Genomic DNA, 19,864 nt, shown 5'->3' with positions numbered 1-19,864 from the left:
AGAACACCACGGTCAGCCCCCTCGCCCCAGTGGGGAGAGGGGGAAAGGGAGCCGATCTCGGTTGTTTTCAAAACCTGAGTTCGACTCGATTTTTCAGGTCGATGTAGCTCGAAAGAACACCACGGTCAGTCCCCTCGCCCCTTTGGGGAGAGGGTTAGGGTGAGGGGGCTCTTGGCTTTAGCCCTTGCCTTTGGTCCGAGTCATATTCGGCCCACCGTTCTTCTCAAGATGCTCGATGATGATGCCCGCCACGTTCTTGCTGGTGGTGGTTTCAATCCCTTCAAGCCCAGGCGACGAGTTCACTTCCATCACCAGCGGCCCGTGATTGGAACGCAGGATATCCACACCCGCCACCGCCAACCCCATGACCTTCGCCGCGCGCAACGCCGTCATACGTTCTTCCGGCGTGATCTTGATCAGGCTTGCGCTACCGCCGCGATGCAGGTTGGAGCGAAATTCCCCCGGCTTCGCCTGGCGTTTCATCGCCGCGATCACCTTGTCGCCCACCACGAAGCAGCGAATGTCCGCCCCGCCGGCTTCCTTGATGTATTCCTGAACCATGATGTTCTGCTTCAGGCCCATGAACGCCTCGATCACCGACTCCGCCGCCGTCGCCGTTTCACACAGCACGACGCCGATGCCCTGAGTGCCTTCCAGCACCTTGATCACCAGCGGCGCGCCGTTGACCATCTCGATCAAGTCGGGAATGTCATCCGGGGAGTGCGCAAACCCGGTGACCGGCAAACCGATTCCCCGGCGTGACAGCAATTGCAGGGACCGCAGTTTGTCCCGCGAGCGGGCGATGGCCACTGATTCGTTGAGCGGGAACACCCCCATCATTTCGAACTGACGCAACACCGCGCAGCCATAAAACGTCACCGACGCGCCAATCCGCGGGATCACCGCATCAAAACCCTCCAGCGGCTTGCCGCGGTAGTGGATCTGCGGCTTGTGGCTGGCGATGTTCATGTAGGCGCGCAGGGTGTCGATCACCACCATTTCATGGCCACGCTCGGTACCGGCTTCGACCAGACGACGAGTGGAATACAGACGCGGGTTCCGCGACAGCACAGCGATCTTCATGCAACACCTGTGGAAGAGGTAGATACCGGGAACACCGGCTTGTCTTGTACGTACTTAATGCCCGGATTGACCACCAACTGGCCGTCGATCAGGGCTTTGGAACCGAGTAACAGGCGATAACGCATGGACTTGCGGCAGGCGAGAGTGAATTCGACCCGCCAGACCCGATCACCGAGGGCCAGGGTGGTGCTGACCACGTAACGCATCTGCGCGTGGCCGTTGGAGCTTTTAATGGTTTTCATCGTCACCAGGGGGGCTTCGCAGCGCCGGTGACGCAGTTGCACCACCGTGCCCAAGTGAGCAGTAAAGCGCACCCACTGTTCCCCGTCGCGCTCGAACGGTTCGATATCGGTGGCATGCAGGCTGGAGGTGCTGGCGCCGGTGTCGATTTTTGCGCGCAGGCCCGCGACTCCCAAATCCGGGAGCGCCACCCACTCGCGCAGACCGACAACGGTCAAATGGTCAAATGTCTTCAAAGGTGCTCAACCGGTAGAAACCGCTCAGGCCGCATGCGGCCGAATTCGCGGTATTCACGCAGAATAATGGGTAAAAGGCGACAGATATCTACGGCCCGGATTTCCAGCCCTCAAGGGAGGCACTGGAACGTGTGCATTGTAATCCGAGCCGGCGTAATTCATGGCACGACAGAAACGGTAGTACAGTTCAGCAATATTTCAGAATGAGGAAATTCCATGGCACAAAAAAGCGAAGAGGACGACAAAGTCCGTCTCGATAAATGGTTGTGGGCCGCGCGTTTTTATAAAACACGCGCCTTGGCCAAGGCGGCGATTGAAAGCGGCAAGGTGCATTGCCGGGGCGAGCGCTGCAAACCGGGCAAGGAACCGAGGATCGGCGACGAGTTTCAGATTCGCGCAGGGTTCGAGGAGCGCACAGTGGTGGTTCAGGCGCTGTCGATCGTACGCCGTGGCGCACCAGAGGCGCAGGCGCTCTACGCCGAAACCGAAGCCAGCATCGCCAAGCGTGAGGCGGCTGCGGCCATGCGTAAGGCCGGTGCAATGGGCGTGAGCACCGATGGCAAGCCGAGCAAGAAGCAGCGACGGGATTTGTTCAAGTTTCGTGGAAGCAGCAACAACGAGTAGGGCCGTTGCTTCTGTGTCGTGAGGCGCCAGCGTCGCGTTGAGGGGGTGAAACAACCACTCGTCGAAAATCACGCGCAGCCTCTGATCCGTAGGCCATAACCAGAAGGCCAGCAGTTCCAGAGGCAAAAAATGCATAAGCCAGGCCGCGTCCGTTCCACCTTGCTTGGAACAAACCCGGATTGTTCATAAAATGCCCCCCAAGGCTGAACATTGCGCACCAAATGGTGCGGCAGAGGCGCAATTTTCATTTTGAAATCATCTTGTCATTACTTCAGATACCCAGACCTATGACCGATTTACCGGATACCGACTACACCCAACGCTTCATTTTCGATGACAGCGACACCCGCGGCGAACTGGTCGGGTTGGAGCGTAGCTACGCCGAAGTCCTCGCTAAACACCCGTACCCGGAGCCGGTTGCACAACTGCTCGGCGAGCTGATGGCGGCGGCGTCGTTGTTGGTCGGCACCTTGAAGTTCGATGGTTTGCTGATTCTCCAGGCCCGCTCCGAAGGTCCGATCCCGCTGCTGATGATCGAGTGCTCCAGCGAGCGCGAAATCCGTGGCCTGGCCCGATACGAAGCCGACCAGATCGCCCCCGACGCGACCCTCGCCGACCTGATGCCCAACGGCGTATTGGCGCTGACCGTCGACCCGACCCAGGGCCAGCGTTACCAGGGCATCGTCGACCTCGATGGCGAAACCCTGTCGGAGTGCTTCACTAACTACTTCGTGATGTCCCAACAAGTCGGTACGCGTTTCTGGTTGTACGCCGATGGTCGTCGCGCCCGTGGCCTGTTGTTGCAACAACTGCCTGCTGATCGTCTGAAAGATGAAGAAGAACGCGCCGCCAGCTGGCAGCACATCACCGCGCTGGGCAGCACCCTGACCGCCGATGAATTGCTGAGCCTGGACAACGAAACCATCCTCCATCGTCTCTACCACGAAGAGCAGGTTCGTCTGTTCGATGTGCAGAAACTACGCTTCCGTTGCAGCTGCTCCCGCGAACGTTCTGCCAATGCGCTGGTCAGTTTGGGTCTGGAAGATGCCCAGTCGCTCGTGATCGAACATGGCGGCAACATTGAGATTGATTGCCAGTTTTGCAACGAGCGCTACCTGTTCGACGCCGCCGATATCGTTCAATTATTCGCCGGCGCGGGTGTTGATACACCGTCAGATACCCGTCACTAAAACGGTTCAGCGCAGGTAAATTCACTGGATAGTGCCGGAATAACGCCGTTACGACGGGAGGGCCCTACTATTTTTGGGCTTTTCTGGCATAATCCGGCCCACTTTTTTCGCGGTAGTAGTGCACGACTTTCTACTACAAAACGTTTGGAGCACTCGGCCACTGGCCGACGGGGAACCTCATGACGCAAGCCAATAACGCCGTGTACACCGATCTGAGTGTTGATGATCTGGTAAAAGAAGCCCTGAGTCGCGGTGAAGGCGAGCTTGCCGATACCGGCGCGCTGGTTGTTCGCACCGGTCACCGCACCGGCCGCTCGCCAGTCGATCGTTTCATCGTTGAAGAGCCTTCCACCCAAGCCGCCATCGCCTGGGGCCCGATCAACCGCAAGTTCCCGGCCGACAAGTTCGATGCCCTGTGGGCTCGCGTCGAGGCGTTCAACAACGCGCAAGAGCATTTCGTTTCCCACGTGCATGTAGGTGCGGCTGAAGACCACTACCTGGCCGTGAAGATGACCACCCAGACTGCCTGGCAGAACCTGTTCGGTCGTTGCCTGTTCATCAACCCGGAAAAATACAACCCGGCTGGCCGTGATGAGTGGCAAGTGCTCAACGTTGCCAACTTCGAGTGCGTGCCAGAGCGTGACGGCACCAACTCCGACGGTTGCGTGATCCTCAACTTCGCTCAGAAGAAAGTGCTGATCGCTGGCATGCGTTACGCCGGTGAAATGAAGAAAGCCATGTTCTCGGTGCAGAACTTCCTGCTGCCGGCTGCCGACGTACTGCCAATGCACTGCGCCGCCAACATCGGCGAAGCGGGCGACGTGACTCTGTTCTTCGGTCTGTCCGGCACCGGCAAGACCACCCTGTCCGCCGATGAAAGCCGTTACCTGATCGGTGACGACGAGCACGGCTGGGGTGAAGGTGTTGTCTTCAACATCGAAGGCGGCTGCTACGCCAAGTGCATCGACCTGTCCGAGAAGAACGAGCCGGTCATCTGGAAAGCCATCAAGCACGGCGCAGTCCTGGAAAACGTCGTTATCGATGACGCCAAGCACGCCGATTACGCTGATGTCAGCCTGACCCAGAACAGCCGCGCCGCCTACCCGCTGGAGCACGTTGCCAAGCGTTCCGAGAAAAACCTCGGTGGCGAGCCAAACGCTGTGATCTTCCTGACCTGCGACCTGACCGGCGTACTGCCGCCAGTGTCGATCCTCAGCGAAGAACAAGCGGCCTACCACTTCCTGTCCGGCTACACCGCACTGGTGGGCTCGACCGAAATGGGTTCCGGCAGCGGCATCAAGTCGACCTTCTCCACCTGCTTCGGCGCACCGTTCTTCCCGCGTCCGGCCGGCGAATACGCAGAGCTGCTGATCAAGCGCATCCGCGGCTTCGGCTCCAAGGTCTACCTGGTCAACACCGGCTGGACCGGCGGCGGCTACGGCGTCGGCAAACGCTTCAACATCCCGACCACTCGCGGCGTGATCGCAGCGATCCAGAGCGGCGCGTTGATCGGTGCTGAAACCGAACACCTCGACACCATCAACCTCGACGTGCCATTGGCCGTACCGGGCGTTGAAACCGGCCTGTTGAACCCACGTAACACCTGGGCTGACAAGGCTGCTTACGATGAAGCCGCTAAGGCATTGGCTGGGTTGTTTGTTGAGAACTTCAAGAAGTTTGAAGTGAGCGACGCGATCAAGGCTGCTGGGCCGAAGTTGTAAGATTTGGTTTGATGTAATGAGAAAGCCGCCCTTTGGGGCGGCTTTTTTATGGGCGCGATTCAGGTTTAGCTAGTTTCCTTCCAACTCCTGTGTATCCCACCGTTGCACTTTGATCGCTTTGTAGAGCATGCCGATAGTCAGGGGGATTTTGTCTCCGCGCCCCTTTGCCCGACGTTTGAGGAACACATCAAATCCTTCAGGCTGGAAATACCGATAAGCGTCGTAGTCGATGAAGTCGATGGCGAATTGTTCTTCCAATGCTTCAATCAGATGCCGAGCGTCCGCGCCATCGCAACCAAGATCGAAGTTGATCGAGGTGGTGAGGCTGATGGTTTTGCGTTCGGGCAGGCCGAGTTCATCGTGCAGCAACTGCATGAGCAAGTGCATGGGGTGGTCGTCGGGGAAGTTGGGGGCGAGGTTCATTGCGGGGGTGTCCGGTTGGGCTTGGGTGGAGCTTATTGATCGTCGGGCTCTGGGGGAAGGGGCCGACTATCTTCGCTCGGCGTCAGGTTGGTGCTTTCCAGCCCATCATGCGTTGTTGGGCGACTTTGAGCAGGTCGCAGCCATCCTGAGTCAACAGGTAGAGGGCGTGGGTGATATGCGGGATGTCTTCCACGTCACCGTTTTTGAAGCATTGGCAATGTAGGGTTTTGAGTAGGTCGCCGGAGGCTCGGATGCGCTGGAGGGCGGCTTCGAGGATGTCCTGGGGGTTGGCCTCTGTGTCGATGAGCAGGGGCGGGGAATCGGTGAGGTTGGTTTGGAGTGGGCGGTAGCGATCGGGGAACGGGTTCAATTTATTCATTTTATGTATTCTCAAATGCATCAGCTGAAACCACCACCATCGTGACCAAGCGATGGAGGCGGACTGTGTTCGGGTTGGTCAGCCGGAGGAATACATAAGACCGGCACGCCAAATGGCGTCCCAAACACAGCCACCATATAGCGTGCAGACACTTGAGGTGCCGGCAGCATACAACGGACGCGTTTATGTATTCCATCGAGTGACCAAGCCCGAGTCGCTGATTTGGCAGCGACAGCCCGACTATAGGTGTGAGCCGCCGGTTGGCGATAGGCGACAAGGTGTCTTCGGTTGTAGGACCGGGATGAAGCTTTGATAGGGCGTTGCCTACGGACTTATACCTTCCGCAATTTCTCTCGTTTGATTGCCATCAGGCGTTTGGCTTCTTCATTTGGAATGCTTGGGCAAGGGGCGTCGAGGCTGGTTTGTACTTGTGCTTTGAACCATGCGTCGTAGTTCGCACCGCTGAGCTGTTTTTCAGTGTCGGTTTGAGTGTCGGGCGATTCGTTTTTCATCAGGTACACCGAGTTATCGTTCATCGCGAGCAAGCTCGCTCCCACAGGGCATTGTGGTGGGGCTCAGTCAGTGGTGAGTTTCGGTAGGTGTTGGCGAGCGACTTCAAGCAATTCATTACCATCCTGAGTCAGCAGATACAGCGCATTGACGATGTTGGGAATATCGCTCGCATCCGCCTGTTTGAAGCACAGGCAATACAGTGTTTCGAGCAGTTCGCTGGCGGCGCGGATGCGTTGGCGGGCGGCGTCGAGGATTTCGTGGGGGTCGGCTTCTGTATCGATGACCAGCACGGGGGTGTCGCTGTAGCGGGATTTGAGCGGGCGATAGCGTTCTGTAAACGTGTGGAAGGTGTTCATCGAGGTTCGTCCTGTGCGAAATCGGGAGGTGGCTCCCGGCAGGCCGAGACACTGTTTTCAGCCGCGCCGCAGACTATAGAAGGGCACGGCGCCGCGCGGCAATACAGCTTCGATGGACAGGGCTTGTAGGGGTTTTACCTGCCTTTTCGGACCGAACCTACGCGTTTCCCGAGGCTTTTTACACCTAAACCCTTAGACGGAAAACTTCCTACAGGTTTGTCAGGCGCAACGCATCAAACCTCTGTATGGCGCGCGCCAGAATCAGTAGGACGTTTCGAAACGTCCGTCCAACGCTTAAAGGGAATTAAGTATGCAATGGCTACGTATGGCCTCGATTTTGTTGCTGTGGGCCGGGATTTGTCGCGCAGCAGATGCTGCTGATGCAGGTAGTTCGATGGTCCTGGCCAACATGGACCGCACCGGTTGGCCGGATGCGCTGACCAGTCAGGCGAGCATGGACACCGCTTTCCGTGCTGAAGTGCTGATGTTCGGCAAGGCATTGCTGGCCAGCGAAGCGCTGGACGAACAGAGCCTGAAACAACGACTGGGCGTGCAGGATGTGAAGCTCAAGTCGGTCAGGCAGGTGCGTGACGGGCTTTGGGACCGGCTGCTGACCACCTGCCGTAGCGCCAGCCAGAACTGCGACGGCGAATCCTTCTGCCCCCGCGTGCGCAGCGTTGCGGATTTGCGTCAGTTAGCGGCGGCGTTCACCGGCGAAATCAGTCCGGCTCATGCTGTGTGGGCGAGCAAGAGCCGGGTGTTTCACGAGCAGGTGTTGAACGAGCAGCTGCGGGTGGCCGTGATGGCGCCGTAGCCATCTACCCTGCGGTCATCAGGATGTTCGCCAAGCCTGTTGGGCTGAACACTCCAGAGAGTCGCATGTAGCGAGCAACGGTGGTTCTCCGGGAAGCCCATCGCAGCCACTCAGCAGCAAGGATGTCAGGATCAGGGCGATGGCATAAAACAGTTTGTGAGGCATGGTCGTTCCTTGTTCAAGTGCCGCGCTCATCAGGCGTCCTGCCGTGATGTGAAGTGCGCGGACGGTGGTTGTGCGAGGAGACCTTAACGTCAGATTGAGCGGCACAGCGAGGAACAAAGTGTTTCGTTTGTTTCATCCTGTGGCAAAGGACCTTGGGTCGAAGCTGTATCATCCCGTATCGTTTTGGTCCCCGACCTTTTCTCGACTCGCTGCGTTTGCCGGCTAGGCTTTGGGCTTCGCAGCGGTCAACGGAGTGACAGCTTATGCACAACACCCTGGAACAGGTTTTCGGTTATCCACAGTTTCGACCCGGCCAGGAAGCGGCGGTCAGCGCGGTGTTGGCCGGGCGCTCGGCGGCGGCGATTTTCCCCACCGGTTCGGGCAAGTCCCTTTGTTATCAATTGCCAGCCTTGCTGCTGCCGCACCTGACGCTGGTGGTCTCGCCGCTGCTGGCGTTGATGCAGGATCAACTGGCGTTCCTGCAGCGCCACGGTATTGCGGCGGGCAGTATCGATTCGGCCCAGAGCCGCGATGACGCCAGCGATGTGATGGCCCGGGCCAAGTCTGGCGAGCTGAAGATTTTGATGATCTCCGTGGAGCGCCTGAAGAACGAGCGTTTCCGCAATTTCTTGCAGCAGGTGCCGATCTCGCTGCTGGTGGTGGATGAGGCGCACTGCATCTCGGAGTGGGGCCACAATTTCCGTCCTGACTACCTCAAGCTCCCCGACTATCAGCGCCAGTTCAACATCCCTCAGGCGCTGCTGCTGACCGCCACTGCGACGCCCAAGGTGATCGCTGACATGGAGGCCAAGTTCGCCATCGCCCCCGACGATGTGGTGACCACCGGTTTCTATCGGCCAAACCTCAATCTGTTGGTCGAGCCGGTGCGTGGGCAGGACAAGCGCCGACGCCTTGTCGAATGGATGAGCCAGCGTCCCGACCAGCCGAGCATTGTCTACGTCACCCTGCAGAAAACCGCCGAGCACATTGCCGAACATCTGGCCCGCAACGGCATTCAGGCCGAGGCTTACCACGCCGGTCTGCCCCACGAACAACGCGAAGCCATCCAGCGCCGGTTCATGGGTGGGCAGTCCAATTGCATCGTTGCCACTATCGCGTTCGGCATGGGCATCGACAAGAGCGACATTCGCAACGTGGTGCATTTCGACCTGCCCAAATCCATCGAAAACTACAGCCAGGAAATCGGCCGCGCCGGGCGTGACGGGCAGCCGTCCGACTGCCTGGTATTGGCCAACCGCGACAGCCTCAACGTGCTGGAAAACTTCGTATACGGCGATACGCCTGAGCTGGATGGCATCCGTTATGTGCTCGACGAGTTGCAAGCCGCCGCGCCCGAGGGGCAGTGGGAGTTTCTCTTGGGGCCGTTGGCGGACCACAGCAACATCCGCCAATTGCCGCTCAAGACCTTACTGGTGCAGTTGGAACTGCGCGGGATCATTGCGCCGCGTTACGCCTATTACGCCGAATATCGCTTCAAGTACTTGCAGGAGCCAGAGGTCTTGCTGGCCCGCTTCGAGGGTGAGCGCAAGGACTTCGTCGCGGCGATCATCCAGACTTCCAGTCGCGCACGGACCTGGGCCACGGTGAATTTCGACGCGCTTTATGAACAGCATCAGGCCGAGCGTAATCGCGTGGTGAAGGCGCTGGATTATTTCCAGGAAAAGGGCTGGGTCGAGCTCGAAAGCAAGCAAATGACCGAGGTCTACAGCCTGCTGCAAACGGACTTCAACAGCCAGGCCTTGAGCGCCGAGCTACACGCCTACTTCACCCGGCACGAGCGCACCGAGATCGCGCGGATTCACGCCATGCTGGATCTGTTCGCCACGGACCATTGCCTGGGTTATCGCCTGGCCGAGTACTTCGGCGATGAAAATGCGCCGCAGCAGTGCGGGCATTGTTCGGTGTGTCACGGGGATGTGGCGCGGTTGCCGACGCCACCGGAATTACCGGCGCTTGTGGATAAAAACTTCGAGGCGTTGTGCGCTGATTTTATCCACAAGCATGAGCAGCACACCGGCAACGTTCCGTCGGCGGAACGCGTGACGCGGTTTTTATGCGGTATCGGCGTGCCGCTGTTCACCAAGCTCAAGGCACGGTCGATTCCCGGGTTTGCGGCGCTGGAGGATTATCCGTATGCCGAAGTCCGCGACTGGTCCCAGTCGCACCTCTAACTGTAGGAGCTGCCGAAGGCTGCGATCTTTTGATCTTTGGCGGTGCTGAAATTCCCGAAGATCAAGATCAAAAGATCGCAGCCTTCGGCAGCTCCTACAGGGGGAGTCGGTGTTTTCGAAGCACATCCATCCGCTGAATGTTGCTCATCACAGGAATAAATTTCAAAAAAGCGCGGTGGCTGACTATGGTGAAGGCTGTCTTTGGATCGCCAACAAGAGAACAACTATGAGCCAGACACCGTTCAATATTCAGCGCGCCGCCGTCATTGGCGCGGGCACCATGGGCCGTGGCATTGTCATGTGTCTGGCCAACGCCGGCGTCCCGGTGCAGTGGGTCGATAACAATCCACAGATGCTTGAACAAGCGCTGGCTACCGTGGCGGACACCTACGCCCACAACGTGCGTCAGGGACGGATCGATCAGGCCGAAGCGGACGCTCGCATAGCACGGGTAACGGCGGCTGCTGACTACGCGGCGATCTGCGATGTCGATCTGGTCATCGAAGCCGTGTACGAAAACCTCGAACTCAAGCAGAAAATCTTCCGCGAGCTGGACAGTCTGCTCAAGCCTGAAGCGATTTTGGCCAGCAATACCTCGGCGCTGGATATCGATGCCATCGCTGCGGCTACTCGCCGTCCGCAACAGGTCCTGGGCCTGCACTTCTTCAGCCCGGCGCACATCATGAAACTGCTGGAAATCGTTCGTGGTGCCCAGACTTTACCAGTGGTGCTTGAGGCCGCTCTGGCGCTGGGCAAGCGCATGGGCAAGGTCAGCGTGGTGTCGGGCAACTGCCACGGTTTCATCGGCAACCGCATGCTGCATCCGTATGTGCTCGAAGCGCGCAAGATGTTGCTCGAAGGCGCTTATCCCTATCAGGTCGATGCGGCACTGCAAGGTTTTGGCTTTGCCATGGGGCCGTTCCGCATGTACGACGTAGTCGGCATCGATCTGGAGTGGCGCGCTCGGCAGTTGGCCGGCATAGGGCAGGATGCGCCTGAGGTTCAGGTGGACAATCGGCTTTGCGAATTGGGTCGTTTCGGCCAGAAGAGTGGCAATGGCTATTACCACTATGAGCCGGGCAGTCGCCAGGCTGAGCACGATGTTGAAGTCGATGCGCTGGTGTTGAAGGTCAGCGAAGGGTTGGGCTTCCAGCGTCGCGAGATCGGTCCTGAGGAGATTCTGGAGCGCTGCTTGCTGGCACTGGTCAACGAGGGAGCGAAGATCCTTCAGGAAGGGATTGCCGAGTCGGCGCAGGACATCGATCTGGTGTACCTCAACGGTTATGGCTTCCCGGCGGACAAGGGTGGGCCGATGGCCTGGGCGGATCAACAGGGATTGGCGGATATTCATTTGAGATTGTTGCAGCTGGAAACCAAGCAGGGTGATCAGTGGAAACCGGCTCGATTGATCGGGGAGCTGGCGGCGGTGGGTAAAGGGTTTGCTGATCGGTAGACTTCACTGTTCGAACGTTCCCATGTCGAGGCGTCGAACCGTCCGCGTGGGAACGATCCTCAAGGCGAGAACCCATGAATCAACGCACTGACTATCCCCACTTCCAACCCATCACCACCCGCTGGCACGACAACGACGCCTACGGTCACGTCAACAACGTTACCTATTACAGCTTCTTCGACACAGCGGTGAACACCTACCTGATCGAAGTCGGCGGCCTGGATATCCATGACGGCGAAGTGGTGGGCTTTGTGGTGAGTTCGGCCTGTGACTACTTTGCATCCATCGCCTTCCCTGACCGGATAGAAATCGGTTTGCGGGTGGGCAAGTTGGGCAACAGTTCGGTGCAGTACGAGCTGGCAGTGTTCAAGACCGGGGAAGACGAAGCCTGCGCGGCAGGGCGCTTTGTGCATGTGTTTGTAGACCGGGCGTCGAATCAGCCGGTGGCGATTCCTGCCGGGTTGCGCGGGGCACTGGAGCGGTTGGTGGTGTGACGGGCAAAAAAAATCGCAGCCCTTGGGCTGCGATTTTTTGATCTACCGGTAAACGAGGCGATTCAAGCCTCAGTCGCGATAGCGATGCTTGCGATGCCCGTAATGGTGGCCGCGATCATGGCGGCCTCCACGGTAGTAGCGACGATCATCACGGTCACCACGATAGGAACGACGATCATCTTCGTCATCGCTTTTGTTGCCCATGTAGTTACCCAGCGCGCCACCGGCGCCGCCGCCTGCTGCGGAGCCGATCAGACTGCCGGTGGTGCCGCCCATGCTGCGACCGACCACGTTACCGCCCGCTGCGCCCAACGCACCGCCAATAGCGGCTTCGCCACGGCTGCGTTTGTCTGCGCCAACGGCACTACCACCCGCGCCGCCGAGGGCCGCGCCAATGGTGGAACCTGTACTGCCGCCTAATGACTGACCGACGACCGAGCCCAGAACCCCGCCCAATGCGCCGCCCACACCTGCTTCGGTGGTGCCGCCGGCAGAAGCGAAGCCACTGACCAGGCCAAGGGACAACAAGAGAATCGAGGAGAACTTCATTAGAGGAACCTCAAGGGGATGACGGCGCGATCCTGAGGCTGTGTCATGGTCGTGACAATCGAAATCCGACGAGTAACACGACTTGAGCACATTTCTATAAGTTACTGTTTTTTAGCTGGAACTTAAGTGTTTTTCGCCGGTCTTTAGCTACTTCGGATAGGCCGTTTTCATGCAAAACGGCCTTTTTTATGGGCGTTTGAAAAGTGATTGATCCGGAAGATTCGTTGAATATGCTTCCGTCATCGCGAGCAAGCTCGCTCCCACATTTGATTTGTGTCGAACGCAAAACCACTGTGGGAGCGAGCTTGCTCGCGATGGGGCCAAATCAGGCAATACCTCAGGCCGACTTCGCCATAATCAGCCCGGTCTCACTCGCCGCTTCCAGCCGGATCGCCACAAACTTCGATGTCGGCGTATGGCTGCCGTCCCCGATGCTTTCCAGCGGCACCAGCGGATTCACTTCCGGGTAGTAAGCCGCCGCTTGCCCGGCAGGGATATCAAACGCCAGCAGCGTAAAGCCCTTCACTCGACGTACACGGCCATCATCCCAGATCGACACGATGTCAGCCTTCTGCCCCGGCTTGAACCCCAGGCGAAGGATGTCGGCTTCGTTGACGAACAACACATCACGCTGACCTTTTACGCCGCGATAACGGTCATCAAGCCCATAAATCGTGGTGTTGTACTGATCGTGAGAGCGCATCGACTGCATGATCAGGTCCGGCAATACGCCGGTGGCGCGAGTGCGTTCGTGCACCAGATCTTTAGGCAGGACGTTCGGACGGAAATTGGCGCGCCCCGACGCGGTATTCCAGCGGCGAGCACCGGCGCTGTTGCCGAGGTAGAACCCGCCCGGGTTCTGGATCTTCTCGTTGAAGTCCTTGAAGCCTGGAATGGTGTCGGCGATCAAGTCGCGGATGCGTCGGTAGTCGGCCACCAGCCAGTTCCAGTCCACCGGTTTGCTGCCCAGGGTCGCGGCGGCGATGCCAGCGATGATCGCAGGCTCCGAGCGCATCTGGTTCGACAGCGCCTGCAACTGGCCGTTGGAGGCGTGGACCATGCTGAACGAGTCTTCGACGGTCACCGCTTGCGGGCCTTCGGTCTGGATGTCGATGTCGGTACGGCCTAGGCACGGCAGGATCAACGCGTCTTTACCGTGCGCCAAATGGCTGCGGTTGAGCTTGGTGCTGATCTGGACGGTCAGGTCGCAGTTGCTCAGGGCCTGGAAGGTCCGTGAACTGTCCGGGGTGGCTTGGGCGAAGTTACCGCCCAGCCCGATAAAGACTTTCGCGCGGCCGTCGGCCATGGCGTGGATCGCCTCGACCACGTTGTGACCGTTTTCACGCGGCACCTTGAAGTTGAAGCGACGCTCCAGGGAATCGAGAAATGCCACCGGCGGACGCTCGTTGATGCCCATGGTCCGGTCGCCCTGCACGTTACTGTGGCCGCGCACCGGGCACAGACCTGCGCCGGGCCGGCCGATGTTGCCGCGCAGCAACATCAGGTTGGCGATTTCCTGGATGGTCGCTACCGAATGGCGATGCTGTGTGATGCCCATGGCCCAGCACATGATCACGTTTTTGCCGTTGGCGTACATCCGCGCCGCTTGCTCGATTTCAACCAGCGTCAGTCCGGACTGTTCGACGATCTGCTCCCACGAGGTGTCGTCGACGATGCCCAGGTATTCCAGCACGTTGACACTGTGTTCATTGAGGAAGTCGTGGTCGAATATGGCAGGCTCACCCGCCTTCTGAGCGTCACGCTCCCACTGCAGCAGGAACTTGGCCATGCCGCGCATGATCGCCATGTCGCCGCCCAATGCCGGACGGAAGTACGCGGTGTTGGTCGGCTTGTCGCCGTTGGTGAGCATTTCGATCGGGTGTTGCGGGTGCTGGAAGCGTTCCAGGCCGCGCTCCTTCAAAGGGTTGATGCAGACCACCTGAGCGCCGCGTTTCACCGCTTCGCGCAACGGTTCGAGCATCCGTGGGTGGTTGGTGCCTGGGTTCTGACCCCAGACAAAAATCGCATCGGCGTGTTCGAAGTCGTCGAAGGTGACGGTGCCTTTGCCGACGCCAACACTTTGCGCCATGGCCACACCGCTGGCCTCGTGGCACATGTTCGAGCAATCGGGAAAGTTATTGGTGCCGTAGGCACGCACGAACAATTGATACAGGTACGCCGCTTCGTTGCTGGCGCGGCCCGAGGTGTAGAACTCGGCCTGGTTTGGGCTCGACAGGCCCTGCAAATGTTTGGCGATCAAGGAGAACGCCGCTTCCCAACTGATCGGCTTGTAGCGATCGGTTTCGGCGTCATAGCTCAGTGGTTCGGTCAGACGGCCCTGATACTCCAGCCAATAGTCACTTTGTTCCAGCAACGAACTGACGCTGTGTTTGGCAAAGAACGCGCCGTCGACACGGCGTTTGGTCGCTTCCCAGTTCACTGCTTTGGCGCCGTTCTCGCAGAACGCCACCATGCCGGCCTCATTGGAATCGCCCCAGGCGCAGCCGGGGCAGTCGAACCCGCCGTTCTTGTTGGTCTTGAGCATCATGCGCAAGTTTTTCAGCGCGTTGTCGCTGGTCAACCAGGCACGGGCAACACTGGCCAGCGCGCCCCAGCCACCGGCCGGGCCTTTGTAGGGTTTGTAGCGGGGGACGGGTTTCTGGTCGGCTTGACGATGTTGACTCACGCTTGGTTCTCCGTCGCAGGGCTGTAGACCCGCGGCGCACTTTTCTGCGGCAGGTGAATGAGATTGAGGTTGTGGCGACGGGCCCATTGCACGGCAAGGCCCGTGGGCGACGACAGGCTGACCAGGGTCTGGATACCGGCGCGCAACACTTTCTGGATCAATTCGAGACTGCAACGGCTGGTGACAATCGCCAGCCCGCCGGTGGTCGGGATCTTCTGACGGATCAGTCCGCCAATCAGCTTATCGAGGGCGTTGTGTCGGCCGATGTCTTCGCGGCCCAGCAGCAATTGGCCCTGACTGTTCATAAACACGGCGGCGTGCACCGCGCCGGAGTACTGGCCAAGAGGCTGGAACGCACCGATGCGCTGACGCAAACCATCGAGCCATTCGGCGGGCGGCAAGGGTGCGCCGGGCAGGACCTTGAGGTCTGGCAACGCCTGCTCCACCGCTTCCACACCGCAGAGTCCGCAACCGCTGGTGCCAGCCATTTGCCGACGTTGTTGTTTGAGATTCCAGAAGGCGCGGTTGGCGATGGTCACTTGCGCGTACTGCGCTGACCCCGAACCGCTGAGTTGCAGGTCATAAATGTCGGAAGCGTCTTCGATGATGCCGCTGCCGAGGCTGAAGCCGACGATAAAGTCTTCAAGGTCCGTCGGCGTCACCAACATGACCGCCTGACTGATGCCGTTATAGGCGATCGCCAACGCGACTTCTTCGGCCAGCGCGGTGCTGGCTGATTCGGTGTCTTGAAGGTCGCAGTAACTGTACGTCTGACTTGCGGCGGGGGCTGGCGTTTCGAGCGCTGGCGCCACGCAGGCAGGGCGCTTGGCATTCATGAGGTATCACCGACGGTTTAGGCTGCTTTAAGCCTAGGCGCGTCAACTTGTCACGTCTAATCGCTAATACTGATCTACCGATAGATGGCGTCGATCAAGAACTCCGCAGCGATTGCTGAAGAATCGCGAAACAGGCTTCCGCGAACGCCGAACGCGGGGCGCTGCGACGCATGATCAGCCCCAGCCGGGCGAGGGTTTGAGCATTTTCGATGGGGTGCAGGCGCAAATGATCAGTGAGTTTTTCCAGGCCTCCGTCCAGCGGCATCACGGCGCAGCAGAATCCGCCGTGCACCGCTTGTAACAATTGATGGACGGCATCGGTTTGCAGTAACGGCTGTGGGGTGAGGCCGCGACTGTGGAAGTTGTGGTCGATGGACTGCCGAAAATGCATGCCGCTGGTGAGCATGCCCAGCGGCAGTTCGATCAGGGACTCCCAACTCAGCGGCGCCTCACCGAAACTGAAGAAGCGTTGATCGTAGAGCAGGCCCATGCGGGTTTCGCTCAACGCCAGGGAATCGAAGCGTTCGCCATCCAGTCGCTCCAGGTACGAAACGCCGAGGTCCAGGCGATTGTTCGCCAGTTGTTCCAGGATTTGTTCAGAACTCAGGGCCGAGAGTTCGAAGCGCAGGTTCGGGTGTTCGGCGTGCAGGCGTTGCATCAGCGGCAGCGGATCGAAGCTCGACAGCGGCACCACGCCCAGACGCAACGTACCGACCAGATTGCCGCGACAGGCTGCCGCTTCGGCCTGCAAACCGTCGTAGGCCGCCAGCACGGTGCGCGCCCACGCCAGCACCCGTTCACCCGGTGCGGTGAAACCTTCGAAGCGTTGCCCGCGATTGACCAGCGGCAACTCGAGTTCTTCTTCGAGGCTGCGCAAGCGCATGGACAGCGTCGGCTGGGTGATGTGACAACGCGCAGCGGCCTGGCCGAAATGCCGGGTTTCGTCGAGGGCGATGAGGAATTTCAGTTGCTTGATGTCCATCTTCGCTCCAGGGCGCGGGAAGGTGCGGATTCTAGCGCTTGGGGGGAAGCGGCGTCATTGGTCGGGTTGGAGCCGTGTATTGCAACCTTGGTCTAGGCTTTTGCGTCTGGAACCCAAAACCCAAGGAGAGTGCGCTATGAGTATTTTTAGCTTTGTGAAAGAAGCAGGCGAAAAACTTATCGATCTGCTGACGCCAGGCAACGCCAATGCCAGCGAGCAGTTGAAGGAACACATCAGCAAGGTCGGCCTGGGTAACCCGAATGTGCAGGCGACGGTGGATGGCGACAAGGTCATCGTGACCGGCGAAGTCGGCAGTCAGGAAGAGAAGGAAAAAATCCTGCTGGCGGTGGGCAATATCGCCGGTGTCGGGAGTGTGGATGACCAGATCACCGTGACCGGGCCGGTGGTTGTGGCCGCGAAGTTTGTAACGGTCGTGAAGGGCGACACCCTCAGCGCGATTTCCTTGCGCGTGTATGGCGATGCCAACAAGTATCAAAAAATCTTCGATGCCAACAAACCGATGCTCAAGGACGTCAACAAGATCTATCCGGGGCAGTCGCTGCGGATTCCTGAGTAACCAAGACCTGTGGCGAGGGGGCTTGCCCCCGTTGGGCCGCGAAGCGGCCCCAAAATCTTTACGACTGCTTCGCAGCCGAACGGGGGCAAGCCCCCTCGCCACAATGACCGCGTCAGGCTCTATAGCCCTGCGATGAGCTCCCGATAATCCCCCACCGCCGCAAACTCCGCCGTGTCCTTCGGACCTTTACGGCTGTCCGGCTCACTCACCGCCAACAAATGTGCCACCCCAAAATTCCGCGCGCTGCGCAGGATCGGCAACGTATCGTCGATAAACAGACTGCGCGCCGGATCAAAGCCAATGTCCGCCTGCAACGCCTCCCAGAACTGCGGATTTTCTTTGGGGAAACCGTAATCATGTGAGCTGATCAATCGTTCGAAGTACGGCGCCAGTTCGATCCTTTCCAGCTTCAATGACAGCGAATCACGGTGCGCATTGGTGATCATCACCACGCGCTTGCCCGCCTGTTTGATGGCGGCTAGAAAGGTGTCCGCATCCGGACGCAGGGCAATCAAATGCGCGGTTTCCAGTTTCAGTTCGCGCACCGGCAGTTTGAGCTCGGCGCTCCAGAAATCCAGGCAATACCACTGCAACTGGCCGGCGTTGCGTTCGAACAACGGCTGCAATTCCATCTCGGCCATGGCCCGGCTCACCCCGTGCAACTCGGCGTAACGCTGGGGCAGGTGTTCCATCCAGAAATGGTTGTCGTAATGCAGGTCCAGCAGCGTGCCGTCCATATCCAGCAGAACGGTGTCGATGTCGCGCCAGGGCAGCAGGGACATAAAAAACTTCTCCAGCGGTAAAAAAGATATCCGAGGTAAACAATCAGGATAGGCCGGGTATAGTAACGCGTTCACGCTAAGGAGCTTTTCATGCGCCAGAAACCCACCATCCTCGCCCGCGAGATCGTCGCCACCAGCCGTTTGTTCTGCGTTGAAGAGCTGAAGTTGCGCTTTTCCAATGGCGTAGAGCGCACGTATGAGCGACTGGTGGGCAAGGGCGCCGGTTATGGCGCGGTGATGATCGTGGCGATGCTGGATGCGGAGCACGCGGTGCTGGTTGAAGAGTATTGCGGCGGCACCGATGAATACGAGCTGTCCTTACCCAAAGGCTTGATCGAGCCGGGCGAGGACGTGCTGGCAGCGGCCGAGCGGGAGCTCAAAGAAGAGGCCGGGTATGGCGCGCGGCAACTGGAGCATCTGACTGAGTTGTCGTTGTCGCCCGGTTACATGAGCCAGAAGATCCAGGTGGTGTTGGCCACTGATCTGTACGAAGAAAGCCTTGAAGGCGATGAGCCCGAGCCGATGGGCGTGGACAAAATCAACCTGCGTGAGTTGTCGGCCCTGGCCCAGAACCCGCGATTCACTGAGGGCCGTGCATTGGCAGCCCTGTATCTTGCCCGTGATCTACTGACTCAGCGTGGAGTGTTCCAGCCATGATTTTCCCCCATCCGTTGATGGCGCCTGTTGTTGAACTGGCATTGAAAGCCGGTGAAGCGATTCTGCCGTTTTGGCGTGCCAACGTCGCCGTGACTGCAAAATCCGATGATTCCCCGGTGACGGCCGCCGACATGGCGGCTCACCATGTGATCCTGGCCGGGCTGACGGCGCTGGACCCGAGCATCCCGGTGCTGTCCGAAGAAGACGCCAACATTCCCCAGAGCGTGCGCGCCGGGTGGCAGCGTTGGTGGCTGGTGGACCCGCTGGACGGAACCAAGGAGTTCATTTCCGGTAGCGAAGAATTTACCGTCAACATTGCGCTGATCGAGCAGGGGCGTGTGGTGTTTGGCGTGGTGTCGATGCCGACCAACGGGCGCTTTTACGTCGGTGGTGCGGGTCTGGGCGCGTGGCGTGGCGATAAAGACGCGGAACCTTTGCCGATTCAGGTTCGCGACGTGCCAGCAGCAGGTGAGGCGTTTACGGTGGTTGCCAGTCGTCGGCATTCGAGTCCTGAGCAGGAGCGCTTGCTGGCCGGGTTGAGCGACAGTCTGGGTGAACTGCAATTGGCCAATATCGGCAGTTCGCTGAAGTTCTGTTTGTTGGCGGAGGGGGCGGCGGATTGTTATCCGCGGTTGGCGCCGACCTCGCAGTGGGACACGGCGGCGGCGCAAGGCGTGCTGGAAGGGGCGGGCGGTGAGGTGCTGGATTTGAGCGGTACGCCGTTCAGTTATCCGGCGCGGGAGTCGTTGTTGAATGAGTTTTTCCTGGCGCTGCCAGCGAAGGCTGCCTGGCGCGAAAAGTTGTTGGCGTTGGCTCGGGCCTGAAGATCAAGGGATCGCAGCCTCGTTTCACTCGACAGCTCCTACAGGGGGGACGCGTTTCTCTGTAGGAGCTGTCGAGTGAAACGAGGCT

At 59.1% G+C, this 19,864-nt stretch carries 21 protein-coding genes and 1 pseudogene; 10 read left to right on the top strand and 12 right to left on the bottom strand.

Annotated features, from left to right (window positions below; genetic code table 11):
• Positions 1-177: 177 nt before the first annotated feature.
• Positions 178-1,083 carry a 30S ribosomal protein S6--L-glutamate ligase gene (gene rimK / locus VD17_RS00720; RefSeq protein WP_008149287.1) on the bottom strand — a complete coding sequence of 302 codons (906 nt, stop codon included), beginning with the start codon at positions 1,081-1,083 and terminating at the stop codon, positions 178-180.
• The gene (gene rimB, locus VD17_RS00715; RefSeq protein WP_008149289.1) at positions 1,080-1,559 is read right to left on the bottom strand and encodes a retropepsin-like aspartic endopeptidase RimB; all 480 of its coding nucleotides are present in this window, start codon (positions 1,557-1,559) and stop codon (positions 1,080-1,082) included. The genes rimK and rimB overlap by 4 nt, the downstream gene beginning before the upstream one ends.
• Before the next feature lie 216 nt (positions 1,560-1,775).
• On the opposite strand from rimB, the gene VD17_RS00710 reads away from it, so the two are divergent.
• Positions 1,776-2,183 (top strand): RNA-binding S4 domain-containing protein, encoded by a 408-nt coding sequence (locus tag VD17_RS00710; protein ID WP_046052241.1) that lies wholly within the window; start codon positions 1,776-1,778, stop codon positions 2,181-2,183.
• Positions 2,184-2,207: 24 nt separating this feature from the next.
• Here VD17_RS00710 and VD17_RS32510 read toward each other — a convergent pair.
• Positions 2,208-2,370: pseudogene (locus VD17_RS32510) on the bottom strand (phosphatase PAP2 family protein); the annotation flags it as partial.
• Between the two features lie 100 nt (positions 2,371-2,470).
• Here VD17_RS32510 and hslO point away from each other — a divergent pair.
• Entirely contained in the window at positions 2,471-3,373 is a 903-nt protein-coding gene (gene hslO, locus VD17_RS00705; RefSeq protein WP_046052240.1) for an Hsp33 family molecular chaperone HslO, read from the top strand.
• A 179-nt stretch (positions 3,374-3,552) separates the two neighbouring features.
• A complete protein-coding gene (locus VD17_RS00700) occupies positions 3,553-5,094 on the top strand; it encodes a phosphoenolpyruvate carboxykinase (protein WP_046052239.1) in 1,542 nt (513 codons plus the stop codon).
• 69 nt (positions 5,095-5,163) lie between these two features.
• Here the strand turns inward: VD17_RS00700 and VD17_RS00695 are convergent, their stop codons facing one another.
• The 4 genes from VD17_RS00695 to VD17_RS00680 form a co-directional block, all read right to left on the bottom strand.
• Entirely contained in the window at positions 5,164-5,517 is a 354-nt protein-coding gene (locus tag VD17_RS00695; RefSeq protein ID WP_046052238.1) for a DUF1493 family protein, read from the bottom strand.
• Between the two features lie 82 nt (positions 5,518-5,599).
• The gene (locus VD17_RS00690; protein WP_046052237.1) at positions 5,600-5,896 is read right to left on the bottom strand and encodes a hypothetical protein; all 297 of its coding nucleotides are present in this window, start codon (positions 5,894-5,896) and stop codon (positions 5,600-5,602) included.
• A 332-nt stretch (positions 5,897-6,228) separates the two neighbouring features.
• Entirely contained in the window at positions 6,229-6,408 is a 180-nt protein-coding gene (locus tag VD17_RS00685; protein WP_259674521.1) for an antitoxin PaaA2 family protein, read from the bottom strand.
• Positions 6,409-6,471: 63 nt separating this feature from the next.
• Positions 6,472-6,765, bottom strand: coding sequence for a hypothetical protein (locus VD17_RS00680; RefSeq protein WP_046052235.1), 294 nt, complete (start codon positions 6,763-6,765; stop codon positions 6,472-6,474).
• Positions 6,766-7,075: 310 nt separating this feature from the next.
• On the opposite strand from VD17_RS00680, the gene VD17_RS00675 reads away from it, so the two are divergent.
• The 4 genes from VD17_RS00675 (at position 7,076) to VD17_RS00660 (ending at position 11,883) form a co-directional block, all read left to right on the top strand.
• Positions 7,076-7,579 carry a hypothetical protein gene (locus VD17_RS00675; RefSeq protein WP_046052234.1) on the top strand — a complete coding sequence of 168 codons (504 nt, stop codon included), beginning with the start codon at positions 7,076-7,078 and terminating at the stop codon, positions 7,577-7,579.
• Positions 7,580-8,007: 428 nt separating this feature from the next.
• Entirely contained in the window at positions 8,008-9,936 is a 1,929-nt protein-coding gene (locus VD17_RS00670; RefSeq protein ID WP_046052233.1) for a RecQ family ATP-dependent DNA helicase, read from the top strand.
• A 226-nt stretch (positions 9,937-10,162) separates the two neighbouring features.
• On the top strand, positions 10,163-11,389 hold the full coding sequence (locus tag VD17_RS00665) for a 3-hydroxyacyl-CoA dehydrogenase (protein WP_046052232.1): 1,227 nt from the start codon (positions 10,163-10,165) through the stop codon (positions 11,387-11,389).
• Between the two features lie 74 nt (positions 11,390-11,463).
• A complete protein-coding gene (locus VD17_RS00660; protein WP_046052231.1) occupies positions 11,464-11,883 on the top strand; it encodes an acyl-CoA thioesterase in 420 nt (139 codons plus the stop codon).
• Between the two features lie 69 nt (positions 11,884-11,952).
• Here the strand turns inward: VD17_RS00660 and VD17_RS00655 are convergent, their stop codons facing one another.
• The 4 genes from VD17_RS00655 to VD17_RS00640 all read right to left on the bottom strand — a co-directional run bounded on the left by VD17_RS00655 (position 11,953) and on the right by VD17_RS00640 (position 16,936).
• Positions 11,953-12,432 carry a glycine zipper domain-containing protein gene (locus tag VD17_RS00655; RefSeq protein WP_046052230.1) on the bottom strand — a complete coding sequence of 160 codons (480 nt, stop codon included), beginning with the start codon at positions 12,430-12,432 and terminating at the stop codon, positions 11,953-11,955.
• 337 nt (positions 12,433-12,769) lie between these two features.
• Positions 12,770-15,118 (bottom strand): FdhF/YdeP family oxidoreductase, encoded by a 2,349-nt coding sequence (locus tag VD17_RS00650; protein ID WP_046052229.1) that lies wholly within the window; start codon positions 15,116-15,118, stop codon positions 12,770-12,772.
• The gene (gene fdhD / locus VD17_RS00645) at positions 15,115-15,954 is read right to left on the bottom strand and encodes a formate dehydrogenase accessory sulfurtransferase FdhD (RefSeq protein WP_046052228.1); all 840 of its coding nucleotides are present in this window, start codon (positions 15,952-15,954) and stop codon (positions 15,115-15,117) included. Before fdhD ends, VD17_RS00650 begins: the two co-directional genes overlap by 4 nt.
• A 94-nt stretch (positions 15,955-16,048) precedes the next feature.
• On the bottom strand, positions 16,049-16,936 hold the full coding sequence (locus VD17_RS00640; protein ID WP_046052227.1) for a LysR family transcriptional regulator: 888 nt from the start codon (positions 16,934-16,936) through the stop codon (positions 16,049-16,051).
• 136 nt (positions 16,937-17,072) lie between these two features.
• Between VD17_RS00640 and lysM the strand changes: the two genes are divergently transcribed.
• The gene (gene lysM, locus VD17_RS00635; protein WP_046052226.1) at positions 17,073-17,513 is read left to right on the top strand and encodes a peptidoglycan-binding protein LysM; all 441 of its coding nucleotides are present in this window, start codon (positions 17,073-17,075) and stop codon (positions 17,511-17,513) included.
• 119 nt (positions 17,514-17,632) lie between these two features.
• Here the strand turns inward: lysM and yrfG are convergent, their stop codons facing one another.
• The gene (gene yrfG / locus VD17_RS00630; RefSeq protein ID WP_046052225.1) at positions 17,633-18,295 is read right to left on the bottom strand and encodes a GMP/IMP nucleotidase; all 663 of its coding nucleotides are present in this window, start codon (positions 18,293-18,295) and stop codon (positions 17,633-17,635) included.
• 90 nt (positions 18,296-18,385) lie between these two features.
• Between yrfG and nudE the strand changes: the two genes are divergently transcribed.
• Together nudE and cysQ are read left to right on the top strand one after the other, a co-directional pair.
• A complete protein-coding gene (gene nudE, locus VD17_RS00625) occupies positions 18,386-18,952 on the top strand; it encodes an ADP compounds hydrolase NudE (protein WP_046052224.1) in 567 nt (188 codons plus the stop codon).
• A complete protein-coding gene (cysQ, locus tag VD17_RS00620) occupies positions 18,949-19,776 on the top strand; it encodes a 3'(2'),5'-bisphosphate nucleotidase CysQ (protein WP_046052223.1) in 828 nt (275 codons plus the stop codon). The genes nudE and cysQ overlap by 4 nt, the downstream gene beginning before the upstream one ends.
• Positions 19,777-19,864 lie beyond the last annotated feature (88 nt).

This window comes from Pseudomonas fluorescens, from assembly GCF_000968015.1.
Lineage (GTDB): Bacteria > Pseudomonadota > Gammaproteobacteria > Pseudomonadales > Pseudomonadaceae > Aquipseudomonas > Aquipseudomonas fluorescens_W.
Note: the sequence above shows the minus strand (reverse complement) of the source record. Positions and strands in the feature narration are given on the sequence as shown.